The following is an 18,401-nucleotide window of genomic DNA, read 5'->3' on the forward strand; positions in this document are numbered from 1 at the left end:
GTGACCAACACCGGCCTGCTGCACTCGCTGGAAGACGCCGCGCGCGGCGTGTTCGCCCAGTCGGTCGGCGGCGGCGGCGGCGCGGGCGGCGACGCCCGCGGCTACGCCATGGCCTTCTCGACCAAGGCCAAGGGCAGCAAGGGCCAGAAGGACGTCACCGTCTCGATCGGCGGCGACGGCGGCGCGGCCGGCGACGGCGGCGACGTGCTGGTCGACAACGACGGGGCGATCGTCACCGAGGGCGACGGCGCCGCGGGCGTCTACGCCCAGTCGGTGGGCGGCGGCGGCGGGGTCGGCGGCTCGGTCGCCGACGACGGCGACACGGTCGTGGACTTCATCGACAACTTCAACAAGAGCGAGGCCAAGGCGGCCGAGATCGCGGTCGGCGGCAAGGGCGGCGCCTCGGGCGACGGCGGCGACGTCACCGTGCTGAACGGCGGGGTGATCTGGACCAAGGGCCGCGAGTCCTACGGCGTGTTCGCCCAGTCGGTGGGCGGCGGCGGCGGCGACGGCGGCTCCGGCCTGGCCGGCACCGTCTCGATCGGCGGCGAAGGCGCCGGCGGCGGGAACGGCGGCGTGGTGCGCGTCACCAACTCGGGCGCCATCCTGACCGAAGGCGACCTGGCCGCGGGCGTGTTCGCCCAGTCGGTCGGCGGCGGCGGCGGCGTCGGCGGCAGCACCGACGGCGAGCGGGAAGGCACCGACGCCTATCGCGACGGCATGAGCGCCACCATGTCGACCATCGGCGACCTGCAGGCGGCCAAGGACTTCGCGGAATCCACCCAGGCGCCGGATCTCGGCATCGCCTTCGGCGGCGCCGGCGGCGTGGCCGGCGACGGCGGCGACGTCATCGTCACCAACACCGGCTCGATCCACACCAAGGGCGACAACGCCTTCGGCGTGTTCGCCCAGTCGGTGGGCGGCGGCGGCGGCGTGGGCGGCCTGGGCTCGATCAGCACCATCGGCCAGGTGACCTTCTCGGGCGCCGGCGGCAACGCCGGCGATGGCGGCGACGTCACGGTCAACCACTCGGGCGACATCGTCACCGAGGGCTACGGCGCCTACGGCATCTTCGCCCAGTCGGTCGGCGGCGGCGGCGGCGTGGCCGGCGACATGTCGCTGGGCATCGGCAACTGGGGCCTGGATCTCGGCATCAACCCGTTCGCCGGCAACGGCGGCGACGGCGGCGACGTGACCGTCAACACCAGCGGCGACATCCTGGTGCTGGGCGACGGCGCGACGGCGATCTTCGCCCAGTCGATCGGCGGCGGCGGCGGCCTGTACGGCAGCGAGATCGGGCTGGGCTTCATCGGCTCGTTCGGCGGCGACGGCACGGCCGGCAAGGTCACGGTCAACCACTTCGGCGACCTGGCCGCGCCCGACAAGAACGGCGTCGGCGCCCTGTTCCAGAGCAAGGCGCTCGACGGCGCCCACGACATCGTCGCCACCCTGAACGGCGACGTCCTGGGCGGCAGCGTCTACGGCAAGGCGGTGTTCATCGACGGCGGCCTGAACAACACCATCGACCTGATGGGCGCGGTTTCGGCCCTGTCGCACCTGGCCATCCTGGGCACGGACGGCAACGACCACATCAACAACTTCGGCTCGACCTACGGCAACATCGACCTCGACACGGGCCTCAACGCCTTCGACAACGAGGTCGACGCCAGCCTGCGCACCCTGCAGTACGTCGACCTGGGCGGCGGCACCCTGACCAACGCCGGCACCCTCGAGCTGGGCGACACCGCCACCGAGGACGGCCCGCGCACGGCCGGCTGGTTCGCGGGCTTCGAGGCCGCCACCACCCAGGACGAGAGCACCACCTTCGAGGGCGTGGCTCATCCGGCCGGGGCGACCCCGCTGTCGGTGGTGGGCGCCTACTGGTCGACCCAGACCACCAACCTGACCGGCGACTTCGTCCAGCCGGACACCGGCCTGTGGATCCTGGACTTCAGCTTCGGCGACGAGGCGGCCGACCTGCTGAACGTCACCGGTTCGGCGGCGATCGACGGCGTGCTGAAGGTCAACCTGCTGTCGCTCGAGGACGACGGCCCGCGCACCTTCGTGAACGCCGGCACGACCGCGGTCGACAACGGCGTGTTCGTGGCCGACACCCTGGCCCTGGACTACTCGGTCGTGGTCTCCGGCAACGACCTGCAGCTGGCGGTCACGCCGCGCTTCGACGACCCGCTGACCCGCCGCAACGCCAAGGCCGCCGGCGACCACATCAACGACGGCCTGCACCAGGGCGGCGCTTCGGACGATCTGGGTCTGCTGTTCGCCTACCTGGGCGCGATGTCGGACATCAACGAGTACCGCGCCGCCTTCGACCACATGTCGTCGGAAGTGCACCTCTCGCCGATGTACGCGGCCTACTACGCCGGCGAGGACATGGCCGACGCGGTGCTGAGCTGCAAACTGGCCCACACCGCCAACGCCCCGATCGCCGAAGGCGACTGCCTGTGGGGCCAGGTGGTCACCCGCACACTGGACCGCAGCCCGACCAGCGAGAACTGGGCCTTCCACGACGACGTGACCCAGTTCTCGGCCGGCTACCAGCGCTCGGTCTCCCAGAACTGGCGCCTGGGCGTGGCGATCGGCGTCGACCGTCACGACCAGAGCCTGGAGCGCGCCCTGGGCGGGGCCGAAGGCGACTTCTACAAGCTGGGCGCGGCGGTGAAGCGTCAGTCGGGCCCGACCCTGCTGGCCGCCTCGTTCGCGGCCGGCAAAGGGACGTTCGACACCTGGCGCGACGCCAGCACCGCGCTGGCCCCCGGCGCCCGTGCGACGGCGGAGGTGGACTTCACCTTCCTCACCGCCGAGCTGCGCGCCGCGCGCCTGTTCGAGTTCGGCTCGCTGTACCTGAAGCCGTTGGCCGACGCCTCGGTGACCCAGTACAGCATGGACGCCTTCTCCGAGCGCGGCGCGGGCGGCCTGAACCTGGTCTCGGACGGCGACAACCGGACCATCTTCACCCTGGCCCCGCAGCTGGAAATGGGCGGCGACTTCGACGCCGGTTCGGTCACCATCCGTCCGTCGCTGACGGTGGGCCTGGCCTGGCGTCCGGACGCCGAGTTCGGCGTGCCGGCCAGCTTCGAGGGCCTGTCGCCGTCGACCCGGCCGTTCGTGACCACCTCGACGCTCGACGAGACCATGGCCACCGTTCAGGCCAGCGTCGACCTGATCGGCACCGAGCGCTGGAACCTGACCGTCGCCTACGACGGCGAGTACGGCCAGGAGCACGACCGCCACGGCGGCCGCCTGAAGGCCGCCATCCGGTTCTGACGCCCTCAAGCGTCGGACACGAGAACGCCCCCGCACCGGCCGGTGCGGGGGCGTTGTTCGTTTCAGGCCACGGTTGACCGCCGACCGCGCTTCCCTAGACTTGGGGCCATGGTCCGGACCGCCTCGCGCCAGCAACAACAGCAACACCGCTCTGCGGCGGTGCTCGCGCGCGTTCGCTTCCGGCCCTGACGTCACCTCGACAAGGGCCGATGGCCCGAACCCCGCAGCCCCGCCTCCGGCGGGGTTTCTGCTTTACGGGCCTCGCCGGGCGCCTTCCCTTCCAGGAGCCCAGACCATGACGACCCTGATCACCTGCGACGCCGACATCGACCGCATCGGTCTGGGCGTGACCGACCGCACCCTGCCCAAGGCCGAGTGGACCCATGCGGGCCACTTCGCCGCCGCGCTATGGCTGTGGCGCCGGCGCCCGGCCAGCGCGCTCAGCGACATCCCGGGCCTGATCCGGGCCTACAACCTGGCCACCGGCGTGGAGAACACCGACACCGGCGGCTACCACGAGACCATCACGCTGGCGTCCATGCGCGGCGCGCGCGCGGAGCTGTCGCGTCGCCCGGCCGACACGCCGCTGCACGAGGTTCTGGACAGCCTGCTGGCCTCCGAGCTCGGCCGCTCGGACTGGCCGCTGGCCTACTGGTCGAAGCCGGTGCTGTTCTCGGTCGAGGCGCGGCGGACCTGGGTCGAGCCGGATCTGAGGCCGCTGCCGTTCTAGCGGACGGATTTTCGTCTCCGGTCGCAGGCTGAGCCGTTTCCACCGCGGCGCGCGGGAGGCATACACCGCCCACCGTCGCAGTGGAGGCCGCCGTGAAGTTCACCCATCCCGTCGAGCTCTATCGGGCCCTGGCCCGCGTGTGGGCCGGGGATACGGCCAGCCCGACCGGCGCCTGGGCGTCCGATACGCCGGCCAGGAACCACTGCAGCGTGACCTCGCTGATCGTGCAGGACTGCTTCGGCGGCGAGATCCTCACCACCCGAACGGTCGGCGGCACGCACTTCTACAACCTGATCGAGGGCACGCGCTGGGACCTGACCGTCAGCCAGTTCGGCGAGCCGATCCCTTACGAGGACACGCCCTCCTCCCGCGCCGCGGCGCTCGCCGACACCAGCGAGGACAAGTACCGCCTGCTGGTCGAGCGGCTCGGGGCCGTCGCGCCGGTCGCCGAATAGAAAAAGGCCCCTCGCACGGTCGGTGCGGGGGCCTTTTCATTTCAGGGTCGATCAGAAGCCGCGCTTGCCGGCGCCGTTCGACTTCTTGACCGGCTTGCCCTTCGGCTTGGCCACGGCCTTGGGCTTGCGCGGCGCGCCCGCCCAGTCGCCGGTGGGAGCCGGCCCCTTGCGGTGCGGCTTGGCGGGACGATCCTCAGCCCGGTCGAACGGGCTCCATTCGCCGCGCGCCGGCTTGCCCTCGGCCGCGGTCTTGCGGGGCTTGTACGGGCGGTCCTCGCCCGGACGTTCGCCGCGGGGCGCCTCGTCGCGCTTCTTCCAGTCCGGACGCTCGCCGAACTTGCGCTCGGTCGCGGGGCGCTCGCCGTATTCGCGACGCGGACGCTCATAGCCGCCTTCCTCGCGGCGCGGCTTGCGTTCGCCGTAGCTGCGCTCGCCGCCCTCGGCGCGCGCGCCGTACTCCCGCTTGGGACGCGGCGCGGTCTCGTCGCGGGCCGGACGGTCTTCGAACTTGCGCTTGGCGAACGGTCGTTCGTCGCCGCCACGCTCGGCGCCGTACTCGCGCTTCGGACGCGGACGCTCCTCGCCCTCGAAGCGCGGCTTGCGCTCGTAGGAGCGCTCGCCCTCGGCCCGGTCCGCGCCGAAGTCGCGCTTGGGACGCGGACGCTCGTCGCCTTCGAAGCGGTCGCGCGGCTTGCCGTAGGCGCGCTCGCCCTCGGCGCGCGGCGCGCCGAAATCGCGCTTCGGGCGGGGACGCTCTTCGCCCTCGTCACGGTCGCGCGGTTTGCGATCGCCGTAAGCGCGCTCGCCCTCTTCGCGCGGCTTGCGCTCACCGAACTTGCGCTCCGGACGCGGGCGATCCTCGCGCGGGCCGTCGCGGAAGCTGCGCGGCGCCGGCGCGTTGGTCGGCTGGATCTTGGCGCCGCCCTCGGCCGAGCCCTCGACCGCCTGGCCGAAGCGCTCGACCACCGGCGCGGCGATCTCGAACTTGGTCTCGTTGTCGAAGATGCGGATCGAGCCGATCTCGCGCTTGGTCACGTGGCCCAGGCGGCAGATCAGCGGGATCAGCCACTTCGGGTCGGCGTTGTTGCGCCGGCCGACGTTCACGCGGAACCAGGACGCGCCTTCCATCTCGGGACGCGGGCCGGTCTCGCGCGGGGCGCGCTCGCCGAACTCGCGCTCGGGCGGCGGGGCGTCGAACAGGTCCTCCGGCGCGGGCAGGCGCGAACGGTGCAGGCGCAGCAGGGCGACGGCGACCTGCTCGGCCGTGCGGCCCTCCAGCAGGGTCTGGCCGGCGACCAGTTCCTCGTCCGCGACCTCGTCGGTGAAGATGGCGTCCTCCAGCAGGCGCTGCTGGTCGGCGCGGCGGATCTCGTCGGCCTGCGGCGGGCCGCCCCACTCCACGTCGACCTTCGCGCCGGCGACCAGGGTCTCGGCCTTGCGGCGACGGTTGTAGGGGACGACCAGCACCGAGGTGCCCTTGCGGCCGGCCCGGCCGGTGCGGCCCGAGCGGTGCAGCAGGGTGGCGCTGTTGATCGGCAGCTCGGCGTGGATCACCAGGCCGAGGTCGGGCAGGTCGAGGCCGCGGGCGGCCACGTCGGTGGCCACGCAGACCCGGGCGCGACGGTCGCGCAGCGACTGCAGGGCGCGGGTGCGCTCGTTCTGAGTCAGCTCGCCGGACAGGGCGACCACGCCGAAGCCGCGCTCCTGCAGGTTGGCGTGCAGGCGGCGCACCGACTCGCGGGTGGAGCAGAACACCATGGCGCCCTGCACCTCGTAGGCGCGCAGGATGTTGACCACCGCGTGCTCGACCTCGTTCGGGGCGACGCGGACGGCCTTGTAGGTGATGTCGCCGTGCGGCTCGTTGGCGACGATGGTGTCGATGCGCACGGCGTCGCGCTGGTAGCGCTTGGCCATGGCGGCGATGTCGCGGGCGATGGTGGCCGAGAACAGCAGGGTGCGGCGCTCGGAGGGCGTCGCGTCGAGGATGAACTCCAGGTCCTCGCGGAAGCCCAGGTCCAGCATCTCGTCGGCTTCGTCCAGCACCACGACGCGCAGGGCCGAGGCGTCGAGGTTGCCGCGCTCCAGGTGGTCGCGCAGACGACCCGGCGTGCCGACCACGATGTGGGCGCCGGCCTCCAGCGCGCGCTGCTCGCGCCGCGAGTCCATGCCGCCGACGCAGGTGACCAGCTTCGCGCCCGCGTGGGCGTACAGCCAGGTCAGCTCGCGGTGCACCTGCAGGGCCAGTTCGCGGGTCGGGGCGACGATCAGGGCCAGCGGCGCCTCCGGCGCGGGCAGGCGCTCGGCGTCGCCCATCAGGGTCGAGGCGAAGGCCAGCGCATAGGCGACGGTCTTGCCCGAGCCGGTCTGGGCGGAGACCAGCAGGTCGCGCTCGGCGGCGTCGGCTTCCAGCACGGCCTGCTGCACGGGCGTGGCCTGGGCATAGCCCTGCTCGGCCAGGGCGCGGTCCAGCGCCGGGTTGATCGCGGGAAAGGTCATAGAACTCCAATCCGGCCGGGGGAGCGGCCGTCCGGCGCCATGGCCGGTGCATGAGGCGTCCCCGGGGCGGCCCCGGAGAGGTGGTGAGAACTCGCTTTGAGCGAAGTGAAGGGCGCGTCTGGGGCGCCACGTCTGGGCGCGCGGCCGGGCTCCTTCGCCGACCACGGGCGCCACCTAGCGCATTTTCCACAGGAACGACAGGGGGCGCCCCGTCGCGGGGGCTAGTCGGGTTCGCCCCAGAAGCCTGGGGCCGGCGGGGCGATCCACCCGTCGCGCACGCTCACGCCGCCTGGCCAGTCCTGCGACAGCCACCAGGGCCCGTCCAGGTCGACGAAGTCGGACTGTGCGGCGAGGTGAAGCGCCGGCGCGACGGCCAGCGACGGGCAGACCATGCAGCCGGTCATCACCCTGAAGCCGGCCGCCCGCGCCGCCGCCAGCATGGCCAGCGCCTCGGTCAGGCCGCCAGCCTTGTCCAGCTTGATGTTCACCGCCTGGTAGCGGCCGCGCAAGGCCTCCAGATCGGCCGTCACGTGGGCGCTCTCGTCGGCGCAGATCGGGGCGGTGGGCTGGAAGCCCTCCAGCGCCGCGTCCTGGCCGGCCGGCAGCGGCTGCTCGACCAGGGCCACGCCCAGCTCGCCCAGCAGCGGCTGCAGGCGCTCCAGCAGGGCGAAGTCCCAGCTCTCGTTCGGGTCGACGATCAGCCGCGCGTCCCGCGCCGCCTGCGCCACCGCACGGATGCGCGCTTCCGGGTTCTCGGCGTTGACCTTGACCTTCAGCAGGGGCGAAGCGGCGACGGCCCGCGCCGCGGCCGCCATGGCCTGCGGCGTATCCAGGCTGACGGTCACCGCCGTGACCATCGACGCCGGCGGCGGCCGGCCGATCCGTTCGGCGACCGAAACGCCGCTCAGCCGCGCCTCCAGGTCCCACAGCGCGCAGTCCACCGCGTTGCGAGCCGCGCCCGCGCGCAGCAGGCCCGGCAGATCCACGCGCGAGGCGCCCTCGGACACGGCGCCGGCGACCGCCTCGATCTCGGCGATCACGCCCTCGACCGTCTCGCCGTAGCGGGCGTAGGGCACCGCCTCGCCGCGGCCGGTCGCGCCGCCCCGGCCGATCTCGACCAGCACGGTCTCCGCCGCGGTCTTCACCCCGCGTGAAATCCGGAAGGGGGCCTTCAGCGGCCAGAGCCGGCGGGTGACGACGAGGCTGGAGCTCATGGCCCGTTCGTCGCGAACCACCGGGCGATGGTCAAGCTCGGCGACGAACCGTGCTATGCGGCGACGGTTCGGAAGGGGCGGCGATGAAGCGGAGCGTTCTGGCGGTTCTGGCCTGCGCCGGCGCGGCGTGCGCGCCGGTCCAGCTCGCGCTCGCCGCGCCGCTGCGTGACGACGTCGCCGTCGAACGCCGGGCTGCGCTGGAGCAGCTGCGCCGGCAGGACCTGCGGGTCGCCACCGTCGCCCACCGGATCGTGACGGCCAGCGCCGGGCTCTGCCAGGACACCGGGCCGGTCGCCGGCTGGGTGCTGCACGACCTTCGCCAGTACGGGCCGAACCTGCGCGACGAGGCGCGGGCGCACTTCGGCCTGGACGAGGCCGCGCCCAGCCTGCTGGGCGTCGTGCAGGACGGCCCCGCGGCCCGGGCGGGCCTGCAGGCCGACGACGTGCTGCTGGCGGTGAACGGCCAGACCCTGGCCTCGCCCGCGGGCAAGCCCAAGGTCCAGGGCGACTACGCGCCTATGGAAGCGGCGCTCGCGCGGCTCGACGCCGCCATGCGGGCGGGGCCGGTCGAGCTGACCGTGCGCCGGTCCGGCGTCGAGCTGACCGTCGTCCTCGCCCCGGTCACGGCCTGCGCCTACGACGCCCAGCTCATCCCGTCCGAACAGCTGAACGCCTCGGCCGACGGCCGCCACGTGTTCGTCACCACCGCCATGGCCGACTACGCCAAAACCGACGACGAGCTGGCGATCGTGCTGGGCCACGAATTCGCCCACGACGTGCTGCGCCACCGGACGCGGCTGGACCAGGGCGGGTTCGCGCGCAAGCTGCTGGGAAATCTGGGGACCAACCCCGCCGACCTGCGCCGGGCCGAGCGCGAGGCGGACCATGCCGGCCTCTACCTTGCGGCGCGGGCCGGCTACGACGTCTCGGGCGCTCGGGACTTCTGGCGCCGGTTCGCCGCCGACTACGGTTCGGGCGCGTATTTCAGCCTGAGTCATCCGGGCGCGCGCGAGCGGGCGGAAAACATCGAGGCGACCTGGCGCGAGATCGAAGCGAAGCGCGCGGCCGGACAGCCGCTGGTTCCGGTCGTCGGCCCCTAGGCCGCGCGGCGCGCCTCGACGAAGACCGGCATGGGCGCGGACGCCTTGGCGCGCCGCCGTTCGGCGCGGCGGCTGCGCAGCCAGGCCGCGGCCCACGGCCTGTGGCTGATCGAGGCGTAGAGCCCGAACAGGACGAGCCACCCCGCGACCTGGAACAGCGGCGAGATCCCCGCGAGCTCGACCAGATAGGACAGGCCGGCCAGGGTCGCGGTGGCGCCGATCAGGAACCAGCAGACGCTGCGCGCCGACCAGCGCCGCAGCAGGATGTGATGGATGTGGTCGCGCCCCGCCGCGAAGGGCGCCCCGTCGCGCAGGAACCGCCGCACGTACAGCAGGATCGCGTCGGCCACCGGCACGAAGAAGAACCAGAAGGCGGTGCAGTGGCGGAACACCCGGCCCGGCTGGTCGCTGAGGCGGATCGCGAAATAGGCCAGCACGAAGCCCAGCAGCAGCGAACCGGCGTCGCCCAGGAACACCGAGGCCCGGCCACCCCGCCGGAGCGGGAAGTTGCGCGCCAGGAAGGCGATCAGCGCGCCGGCGAAGGCCCCCATCAGCAGGGCGTCGACGTTGCGGCCGAAGGCGGCGGCGGCCGCGGCCATGAACAGCACGCCGACGAAGGCGGTGCCGCCGGCCAGGCCGTCGATGCCGTCGATCATGTTCAGGCCGTTCAGCACGGTCAGCATGACCAGCACGGTGAACGGCCCGGCCATCACGCCCAGGTCCACGTCGGCGACGCTGTTGATCATCACCTGATCAACCATCACGGCCAGGGTGCAGCAGGCGAACTGGAAGGCCAGCTTGTAGCGGGCCTTGATCGGGCTGATGTCGTCCAGCACGCCGACCAGCACCAGCACGGCCGAGCCGATCAGGAAGCCGCGGTGCTCGGCCAGGATCTGGACCACCGCCGCCTTTTCGAAGACGGCGCCGAAGGTCAGGGCCACGACGACGGCCAGCGCGATCGCCAGGCCGCCGACCATCGGGGTCGCCTTGCGATGCTGCTTCCGCCCGGAGGGCTGGTCGACAAGACCCATAGCCGGCGCGGCGCGGCCCAGGGACCACATCGCGACGAGGCAGGTCGCCGCTGCGGTCGCGGCTATCGCGGTAAAGGCCGCCACCATGAAATCTGCCCGCGCACTCGACGATCGACGTGCGTCGATCAGTGTATTTCGAACAATGGCCTCTTAACCGGCACAGTGAGTCGCTGCAACGCAGGGTTCGCCGGCGGGCCAGTTCGCGGGCCGAGAAATCGACGAAGCGCGCCAGCCAGCTTCGCAAATCAGGCGTAGCAGTGCTACGTCAGCCCCGGGGACCGGCGTATCAGGGCGAAACACATGCGAGCGTTAGGAGAGGTGCGCGCCGATCCCGCGCGCCGGCGCATCGTCTTCGTCGGCGCCGATCCGGCCTACCTGTACGCCTTCCGCCGTCCGGTCATGCGCGGCTTCGTCGAGCACGGCTGGCAGGTCACGGCGGTGGCCCCCGAACAGGCCGGCTTCGACACGGCCGTCTTCCAGAACGACGGCGTGCGCTTCGTCCGCTGGGACATCGCCAAGGCGGCGCTGAACCCGTTCCAGGAACTGCGCGCCTTCGTCAGCCTGGTCGCAATCCTGCGCGCCGAACGCCCGGACGTGCTGTTCGCCCACACCATCAAGTCGGTGATCTACGGCATGCTGGCCGGCGCCCTGGCCGGCGTGCCGCGGCGCACCGCCATGATCCCCGGCCTCGGCTACGCCTTCCTGCCCGGCCGAGGCCTGAAGCGCGCCCTGGTCGGCTTCGTCGCGCGCGCCGGCTACCGGGCGGCCCTGGCGCGCGCCCATCTGGCCATCTTCCAGAACCGCGACGACGTGGCGACCTTCCGCGGCCTGCGCCTGCTGGGCCCCAGGACCGAGGTCGGCTTGGTCGACGGCTCGGGCGTGGACCTGACGCGCTTCACGCCGGCCGCCTTCCCGGACGGCCCGCCGACCTTCCTGATGGTCGCGCGCCTGCTGCGCGACAAGGGCGTGTACGAGTTCGTCGAGGCGGCGCGCCTGGCCAAACAGCGCCTGCCCGAGGCCCGCTTCGTGCTGGTCGGGGCGGCGGACAGCAACCCCGCCGCCGTGCCCCAGGCCCAGGTCGACGCCTGGGTCGCGGAGGGCCTGATCGAGGCGCGCGGCCACCTGGCCGACCCGCGCGAGGCGTTCGCGGCCGCCCACGTCTTCGTCCTGCCGTCCTATCGGGAGGGCACGCCGCGCACCAATCTGGAGGCCATGGCCACCGGCCGCGCCGTCCTCACCACCGACGTGCCCGGCTGCCGCGAGACGGTCACCCATGGGCACAACGGCCTGCTGGTCCCGGTCCGCGATCCGCAGGCCCTGGCCGAGGCCATGGTCGAGCTGGCCTCGGACCTTGAGCGCGCCGAAGCCATGGGCCGGGCCGGGCGCAAGCTGTGCGAGGACCGCTACGACGTGCGCACGGTCAGCCGCGCGACCGTGCGGCTGCTGGAGGGCGCCGACGAGGCGGCCGAGCTCCGGAAGAGCGCATGAGCGAGCCGGTCCGCGTCGTCCACCTCATCCCGTCGCTGGAACGGGCCGGCGCCGAGAACGCGCTCACGCGCGTCGTCACGCATTCCGATCCCGCCCAGGTCCGCCACACCGTCGTGTCGCTGACCGGGCGCGGGCCGCTGGCCGAGCCGATCGAGGCCGCCGGCGTCGAAGTGATCGCCCTGGGCGCCCGCAGCCCGGCCTCGACCCTGCTGCGCCTGCCCCGGCTGCTCAGCGTGATCCGCGCGGCGCGGCCCGAGGTGGTGCAGGGCTGGATGGTGCACGCCAACCTGCTGGCCTGGCTGGCCCGCGCCCTGGCCGCGCCGTCGGCCAGGCTGGCCTGGAACCTGCGGGGATCTGCAGGCCAACTTGAGTACGAGCGGCCACTTACGCGACTTCTCACGCGCGCCGCAGCCACGGTCTCAAAATCAGTCGACCTTCTGATAGCCAACTCGGCGGCCGGATTTGCACAGCATGCCGCGCTTGGCTATCGGCCAAAGATTGGTGAAGTCCTGCCTAACGGCTTCGACCTAGACACGTTCCGACCGGATGCCGGTACCCGAAATCGAATACGCGATGAGTTAGGCCTCCCGACAGATGCGATCGCTTTCGGATTGATTGGCCGCTTCCACCCTGTAAAGGGCCACACCGTTTTTGCAGAAGCAGCCGGCACCGTTGCACCTACCGCCCCCAACGCGACCTTCGTGCTTGTCGGGGCCGGCACACAGGATTCGCAAGAACTCGAGGCGCTACTCGCCGAGCATCAAGTAACCCACCGATTTCTACGTCTTGGGGTGCGAGCCGACGTCGCCGACATAATGCGGGCGCTTGACGTTGTTTGCGTTCCCTCGTTTTACGAGGGATTTCCAAACGTCGTCGGTGAAGCGATGGCGTGCGCTATTCCGTGCATCGCTACGGAAGTATCAGACGTACGCACGATCTTAGGGGATGGCGGCCTGGTCATTCCGATTGGTGACGCCGAAGCACTAGCGGACGCAATGACCACGCTCGCGGCAGACACGGCAGGGCGCGAAGCAATGGGGCGAGCGGGACGGCAGCGGGCAGAAGAGACTTACTGCATCCGAACAATCACGTCTCGGTACACAAACCTCTACCGGTCTCAACTTACCGGCAACGACGACGTACCGCTGCCACACCCCACGAATTAAGAGCGAGCTTTCGATTGCCCCCACAACTTCGCAATGAGAATGCTGAGGACGAGACCTCTAAGTTCGCGCTTAGCATTTGCATACCGAGTTACAACCGGCGCGCTCTGATCGAACCGTTAGTGCGCGAGCTACTGTCCTTCGAAGGCCCGTTCGAGGTCTGCGTTCACGTAGACGGCTCAACAGACGGCACCGAAAGCGCGTTGCGCGCCATCAACGATCATCGACTTTCCGTTAGCGCCGGGCAGAATCGCGGATCCGCTGAGGCATTGCTTTCCGCCTTCAGGCTAGCAAAAGGGCGCTATGTGATGCCCTTCAATGACGATGATCATTTATATCGCGACGGCCTCAAGACAATAATTCACGATTGCATATCCGGTGTTCCGCAAGGATGCGCTGGATTCATCTACCACTTGGAAGATGAGCGCGGAGCGCGCGTAGGCAGCGACTTTCCAAAGCCGCAGTCAAACTTCTTAGAACTGCGCGCAGATTACAAGGTGAAGGGCGACAAGAAGGAAGTTGTTCTCGCAGAACCACTTCGCAGCGCCCTGGGCGCTAACCCTCGCGGGTTCCGACGTATCCCGATGTCATCTTATTGGTCCAAAATTGCATTGCGCCACGATGTGATTTGCAGAGACCACGTCGTGGGTCAAAAGAAGTATCTAGCCGACGGATTAACCGCAAATATCAGTCGCATAAAGAACGAAAATGCGCTGCCAATGGCAAAGCTATACGCCATCCATATAGTTGGGTATACGAAAGGGCGATACAGATCGCTGCCGTTTCTGGCGAAAGCCATTGCCGGACTTCTCGTATACAGCATCAAAGCAATCGCTTTTGATCTATTTAAAGCCACATGCGCCCCCAAACCCTTGAGCGCTTAGCCAAAATTGCGGAAGTAGTTGTCCTGCGTGCTGCGCCGGGCCTACTAAACGTCGCCACCTTGGTTTCGCTTGGCGCCTGGCTAGGTGCCAACAATTACGGCCTGTTCAGCACCGGGCTGGCGACGACCGGCCTATGCGCCAACCTGATATTCGGTCCAGTAATCTCCTCGATCGTTTCAGAGCACGCCAAAATCGCGGCACTCGGCAACGCACGAGCCTACGAATCCGCTTTAGTTTCGACCGCGCTCCTTATGGCGTGCGCGACCACTGCCGCCACTATCCCGCTAATCGGCATTGGCCTCATCCCATGGAGCTGGGCCGCGCCCATCGCTACGTTCGGCATTTACACGGCCCTCCAGGAAATCCCCCACGCGCGCCTGAAATTTTGGTCCTTTGGGGCCGCAGCGCTGACGCAAGCAGGCTCTTTCCTCGTCCTCGCCTGGGCGGTCGTGCGCCCTCACCCGAGTATCGATGCCGCCCTGCTCGCCTTCTCGGCGAGCTACGGCATTGCAGCGGTCCTTTCCTACGCGCTCTCGGGCCTCCCCCCGATCGCGTGGCCGAAATGGCGGCTAATGAGTGGAGCGATAACGATAGGTGTTCCGTACACACTCAGCACAGTCGCGGAAAACGGCCTGTTTCTAGGCATTCGGTACGCATTGCTGCTCACCGGAGCCACCGCACACCTCAGTACGTTTTCTTATTGCGTCGATATATCTCAACGTTTCGCCGGATTTCTCATCAGCGCAATCTCATTCAGATCAGTGCCCGAGGCTTTCAAGGCGGCCCAAGTCAGCGGAGCCGACGCATTTCACAAAGAACTCACCCGCGGAGCAGTGTTCGCCATCGCCCTGGCCACTCCAGCTGTCGGAATAGTGCTTGTGCTAAATTCGTTCTGGCCGAAAATCCTCGGCACAGGCAGCCTGTTCAACGCCGGACTTTTTGCGATTACCTCAGCAGCCATCATTGTAAACCGGACCAAGAAGTTGAGCTTGGATCCAATTGCGCTGAGAGGCCAACAGGCCTCGTCAGTTGTGGCCGGCTATCTGATGGGCGCATTTGCAGCGCTCGCATTAACAGCACTCGCCCTGAGAAGCGGCAATCTTTACGGCGTTGGGTTCGCGTATTTGGCCGGGTATCTTACGGCTGCACTCACGACGGCCCTGATCCTCTCGCGGTCAGCGACTCCTGCCATCGCGAGGCGATAGGAGTCACTAGGCCCGGAAGACGTACAGGCGAGTGTGGCACGTTACCGGGCCAAGGAAGACGTCGAGCGCCTTACGCAGCCCTCGTACCACCCAAAGCTTGCTATCGTACATGCGCTGGAGGATTGGGCCGAGCGGGCCGACCTCATCCTTGAGGCCCTTAAATCCGCCGCGCGGCCTCACCTTTTCGAGGCGAAATCCTGTCGCCAAGAAGTCAGCGACTACCTTATCGGCAGGCAGCGCGAACTGGTAGAAGCTTGACGAGTCGCCGTTAAAAGCCGGGTACGCCCCGAACCAGGCCTTCAACTGCCTGAGTGGCGACATCGTGGGAACAGTGACAAAGACCAAGCCGCCAGGCTTAACTACCCGTCGCATTTCCTCGACAATCGAGCCGTACCCTTCAAAGAAGTGCTCGATGACCCCCAGAGACCAATAGCCGTCAAAGAAGCCGTCCGGGAATCGAGACAAATCCCTCACGTCGGCAACGCTGACTCTGAGCTCGGGGGCAACAGAAGATACAGCCCGCACCGTCTCCGGCGCGTAATCAACGCCGTAGGCCTCGAAGCCTTCGTTATGAAGCCCGTACACGGTTCGAGCCAAGCCGCATCCCGCATCGATGACGCGCGCGCCGGGACTCAGCCAGCGCTTGGTCTCGTTGACTACAAATTGGTCCGGACGACGCACATCGTCCGCCACCACCTTCCAGTGGCCGTCCCAGTACCGCTCATCCGCCGGCATTCCAACGTAGACCAGCGCGTTGAGATCAGGATCGAAATAGACCTTCGCGTCTCGCCTCAACATGAGAAGCCCCCCGGCGCTCTCCAGCCAGCAATCGGGCTTACAATGACACGCCTCACCCCGGATTGAACCGACTTAAATCGGGATGAAGCGAATATCGCGCCAAAGCAAATAAATACAAATGGGTACGTTATTTTGAGCTTTGTAAGCATGATCGCAGCCAACAAGAAAAATGCGAGACGCCCTGCCTGCCCGATCACAATCGCCCACGCGACTAGCCCGCACAGTCCGTAGAACAGCAAGATTTCAAGCCAAAATCCGATACTCGATACCCCAATTCCAGCCGGAATTGCTAGGTCGCCAACACCAAAGGCACTCATTCTCTGGGGGTCTAGCGCCCATTGAGCTAGATACACCTCATACACACCAGAGTCGAAGAAGAGCTCCTGCCGCTTCTGCCAGTTGATCCAGGCAAAGTATCCGACAGCGCAGATCGCGGGCAGCGCCATCGCGATAATGCCCATCATTAGCCCGGGCCGGCGGCGTACAGACCGAATCTTGTCGACGAAGACAATCGACCCCAGGCCCGCCAGCAGAACGATCCCGCCAAGCGAGACACTTCCGATAACACAAAGTGCGGCAACTATTGTGGTCGCATCTATTCGTCGGGTCACGCCGTAGCGAGCGGCAAGGAGGACAACCATCGCCGCAGAAAACGTGCCGGGCTCATTGAAGAACCCAGTAAAACGAGGAATCAGCACCCCACCCAAGGAGATTCCCTTTCGGGAACTCCAAGACGCCTCTTCAAACGCGCCAAAAAACGAAATGTAGTCGATGAATTGTCGCGTAACGACCCAATAAACCGCCTGGACGGCGAAAAAGAACACATGGGCAATCAGGACCCATTTCAACGCACGATCAAGAAACACCAACCTGTGACGGAAAATTCCGATCATGATCGGGATGGCCAGAAGGCTCACCGCGCTCCCGAATATCGTTTTTATGTCCATGTCATAATAATGCATGGACCAGCTAATCGAGAACGACAAGAATATCGGCGCAATTACCAAGAAGCTTTGAAGCGGCGGCGCATTTTTAATCGTAAGCGGCATCAGTAACGCCAGACCGGCGAAGCATATAATTGCGCCAAATCCGGGCAAATAGATGCTCTGTAGAGTTGTCAGAAAAATCGCGAGGCTGACGTAAGCCGATATCCCCTTGCTGCCAACCTTGGCCCGTTGCGAGATCCGTAAATGGCCAGCTTGGGAACTCGCGGCCTGCCGGAATTGAATTGCGTGCCCGAGGCTCATTGCGCCCGACCTTTACTGGGGCGAATGCGGAGGCCGTCGTACCAAACGACAACAGTGTTTCGCCTGCTCCCCGGCTGAGGGCTGAGTCGAAGCCACTGCCCTTCGCAATCGGAGTCCGGAACCTCGAAATCGATTGAGAAGGCCTGCCACGCCTCAACAGGTTCCGCCGCTGGCGAAGGAGACGACTTCGCGAGGACGACCTGCTTGCCGCCAGCGCAAGTCAACGCCCAAGCAATCCGATCCTTCGGAACAGGAGTCTCGCTACGCCACTGCCCCTCGAGAGTGTACTGCCCAGGCGGAAGCGACTCATACTGCGACACGAGACCATGGCTGGCGAACCCATCGTACTCCACCCGAAGCGCGGTCTGGTTCGGGCGAGTTTCATCCGGCAGGATTTCCACCAGCGCCCCCTCGCCTAGCTCGAACTGCCAGCGAATTGGGGCAGGGCCGGAACTGCCTTCAAAAGCTCCGTCGCGGATATTTGCTACAGGCCCCAACGACGGAATCTGCTGCCGGAACGTGGCGACCGCCTTGAAGTGCCCCTCCTGCACCAACCGGGACAGTAAGGTGCTCATCTCTTCATCGCTGAAAGGATGCTCGCTGCCCTGGAGCATGATCGCCAGCGCGATTGTGGACGTCATCCCCTCCGGTTCGCCGTTCAAGCTTGCTAGGTACCGCTTCCGCCACCGAGGATTCGGGGCCAGTCGCTCGGCTAATGCAGGCAGGAAGCGAGGCTCCTCCTTAATCAGCGCATGCAAAAGCGTGAAGTATGCTGGCCAAGTCTGCGGCTTTCGCCGCATCACGGCATCGGCGTGCGCGAGGGCCGACCTGTATTCCCCTTGCTTCAGGCGTTTTTCGACCAGCCAAGTGTGAGCCGGACCATCTCGCAGGCTCATGTTTCCTGCCGCTGTCACCAATTCGTCTGCGACCTCCGGGTCGCCAAGCTGCTCGCGGCTGATTCCCAACACTCTAATCGCCCGCACATTGTGCGGGCCAACAAGCAACGCTTGTCGCGCCAGGCGTTCTGCGGCAGCGGGGTGGCCAGCCGCGAGTTCAGCTTCGGCAACGCGGGCAAGAGCGTTCCCGGAATGCGGCGCAAGGCGAAGCGCCGTCGTTGGCTCACTGACCTGCAGGGCAGCTTGGACGACGATCTGCCAAGCGAGGAACACGCCGAAGCCGACAGCGACGCCTCCCCAAATCCACTTGCGCGCCGGCAAACACCCCTCCCGCAGTCCTGCTGCGCGCCGATTCCTCGAACACAGCTGTGTCCGCCTACTAGCTTTGGAGACCGTCGATCGCTAGCCC

14 protein-coding genes are annotated in these 18,401 nt (G+C 67.8%); 8 read left to right on the forward strand and 6 right to left on the reverse strand.

Translation table 11 applies throughout. The features are described 5' to 3' along the window. The 3 genes from G3573_RS22405 to G3573_RS06155 form a co-directional block, all read left to right on the forward strand. The coding region (locus G3573_RS22405; RefSeq protein ID WP_163260155.1) for an autotransporter outer membrane beta-barrel domain-containing protein at positions 1–3,285 on the forward strand (3,285 nt) is incomplete at its 5' end. A gap of 295 nt (positions 3,286–3,580) precedes the next feature. Next, positions 3,581–4,015: a hypothetical protein gene (locus G3573_RS06150; protein ID WP_163260157.1), complete on the forward strand. Its 435-nt coding sequence runs from the start codon at positions 3,581–3,583 to the stop codon at positions 4,013–4,015. A 92-nt stretch (positions 4,016–4,107) separates the two neighbouring features. Then, the gene (locus G3573_RS06155; RefSeq protein WP_205598099.1) at positions 4,108–4,470 is read left to right on the forward strand and encodes a hypothetical protein; all 363 of its coding nucleotides are present in this window, start codon (positions 4,108–4,110) and stop codon (positions 4,468–4,470) included. A gap of 51 nt (positions 4,471–4,521) precedes the next feature. Here the strand turns inward: G3573_RS06155 and G3573_RS06160 are convergent, their stop codons facing one another. Continuing rightward, positions 4,522–6,966 carry a DEAD/DEAH box helicase gene (locus G3573_RS06160; protein ID WP_163260161.1) on the reverse strand — a complete coding sequence of 815 codons (2,445 nt, stop codon included), beginning with the start codon at positions 6,964–6,966 and terminating at the stop codon, positions 4,522–4,524. A gap of 221 nt (positions 6,967–7,187) precedes the next feature. Next, positions 7,188–8,180, reverse strand: coding sequence for an N-acetyl-D-Glu racemase DgcA (gene dgcA, locus G3573_RS06165; protein ID WP_163260163.1), 993 nt, complete (start codon positions 8,178–8,180; stop codon positions 7,188–7,190). A gap of 83 nt (positions 8,181–8,263) precedes the next feature. Between dgcA and G3573_RS06170 the strand changes: the two genes are divergently transcribed. After that, a complete protein-coding gene (locus G3573_RS06170; RefSeq protein ID WP_163260165.1) occupies positions 8,264–9,280 on the forward strand; it encodes a M48 family metallopeptidase in 1,017 nt (338 codons plus the stop codon). On the opposite strand, the gene G3573_RS06175 is transcribed toward G3573_RS06170, so the two are convergent. Then, entirely contained in the window at positions 9,277–10,311 is a 1,035-nt protein-coding gene (locus G3573_RS06175; protein WP_163260167.1) for an MraY family glycosyltransferase, read from the reverse strand. The genes G3573_RS06170 and G3573_RS06175 overlap by 4 nt on opposite strands. Positions 10,312–10,629: 318 nt before the next feature. On the opposite strand from G3573_RS06175, the gene G3573_RS06180 reads away from it, so the two are divergent. The 4 genes from G3573_RS06180 to G3573_RS06195 are packed head-to-tail and all read left to right on the forward strand — an operon-like array spanning position 10,630 to position 15,051. Further along, complete coding sequence (locus G3573_RS06180; RefSeq protein WP_163260169.1) at positions 10,630–11,799, forward strand: glycosyltransferase family 4 protein; 1,170 nt, start codon at positions 10,630–10,632, stop codon at positions 11,797–11,799. After that, positions 11,796–12,965, forward strand: a complete 1,170-nt coding sequence (locus tag G3573_RS06185; protein WP_163260171.1) for a glycosyltransferase — start codon at positions 11,796–11,798, stop codon at positions 12,963–12,965. Before G3573_RS06180 ends, G3573_RS06185 begins: the two co-directional genes overlap by 4 nt. 14 nt (positions 12,966–12,979) lie before the next feature. Next, the gene (locus G3573_RS06190) at positions 12,980–13,846 is read left to right on the forward strand and encodes a glycosyltransferase family 2 protein (RefSeq protein ID WP_163260173.1); all 867 of its coding nucleotides are present in this window, start codon (positions 12,980–12,982) and stop codon (positions 13,844–13,846) included. Further along, positions 13,819–15,051 (forward strand): hypothetical protein, encoded by a 1,233-nt coding sequence (locus G3573_RS06195; protein ID WP_163260175.1) that lies wholly within the window; start codon positions 13,819–13,821, stop codon positions 15,049–15,051. Before G3573_RS06190 ends, G3573_RS06195 begins: the two co-directional genes overlap by 28 nt. 6 nt (positions 15,052–15,057) lie before the next feature. Here the strand turns inward: G3573_RS06195 and G3573_RS06200 are convergent, their stop codons facing one another. From G3573_RS06200 to G3573_RS06210, 3 genes are read right to left on the reverse strand one after another with little or no spacing between them, the layout of a single operon-like run. Continuing rightward, positions 15,058–15,849 (reverse strand): class I SAM-dependent methyltransferase, encoded by a 792-nt coding sequence (locus G3573_RS06200; protein ID WP_163260177.1) that lies wholly within the window; start codon positions 15,847–15,849, stop codon positions 15,058–15,060. Next, on the reverse strand, positions 15,843–17,096 hold the full coding sequence (locus G3573_RS06205; protein ID WP_163260179.1) for a hypothetical protein: 1,254 nt from the start codon (positions 17,094–17,096) through the stop codon (positions 15,843–15,845). Before G3573_RS06205 ends, G3573_RS06200 begins: the two co-directional genes overlap by 7 nt. Next, complete coding sequence (locus tag G3573_RS06210; RefSeq protein ID WP_163260181.1) at positions 17,093–18,313, reverse strand: hypothetical protein; 1,221 nt, start codon at positions 18,311–18,313, stop codon at positions 17,093–17,095. Before G3573_RS06210 ends, G3573_RS06205 begins: the two co-directional genes overlap by 4 nt. Positions 18,314–18,401: the final 88 nt, after the last annotated feature.

The organism is Caulobacter sp. 17J65-9 (assembly GCF_010975005.1).
Classification (GTDB): domain Bacteria; phylum Pseudomonadota; class Alphaproteobacteria; order Caulobacterales; family Caulobacteraceae; genus 17J80-11.

Coding starts and splice junctions, on each gene's coding strand:
- G3573_RS06150 (WP_163260157.1), top strand. CDS start 3,581: ATGACGACCCTGATCACCTGCGACGCCGACATCGACCGCATCGGTCTG.
- G3573_RS06160 (WP_163260161.1), bottom strand. CDS start 6,966: ATGACCTTTCCCGCGATCAACCCGGCGCTGGACCGCGCCCTGGCCGAG.
- dgcA (WP_163260163.1), bottom strand. CDS start 8,180: ATGAGCTCCAGCCTCGTCGTCACCCGCCGGCTCTGGCCGCTGAAGGCC.
- G3573_RS06170 (WP_163260165.1), top strand. CDS start 8,264: ATGAAGCGGAGCGTTCTGGCGGTTCTGGCCTGCGCCGGCGCGGCGTGC.
- G3573_RS06175 (WP_163260167.1), bottom strand. CDS start 10,311: ATGGGTCTTGTCGACCAGCCCTCCGGGCGGAAGCAGCATCGCAAGGCG.
- G3573_RS06185 (WP_163260171.1), top strand. CDS start 11,796: ATGAGCGAGCCGGTCCGCGTCGTCCACCTCATCCCGTCGCTGGAACGG.
- G3573_RS06195 (WP_163260175.1), top strand. CDS start 13,819: ATGCGCCCCCAAACCCTTGAGCGCTTAGCCAAAATTGCGGAAGTAGTT.
- G3573_RS06200 (WP_163260177.1), bottom strand. CDS start 15,849: ATGTTGAGGCGAGACGCGAAGGTCTATTTCGATCCTGATCTCAACGCG.
- G3573_RS06205 (WP_163260179.1), bottom strand. CDS start 17,096: ATGAGCCTCGGGCACGCAATTCAATTCCGGCAGGCCGCGAGTTCCCAA.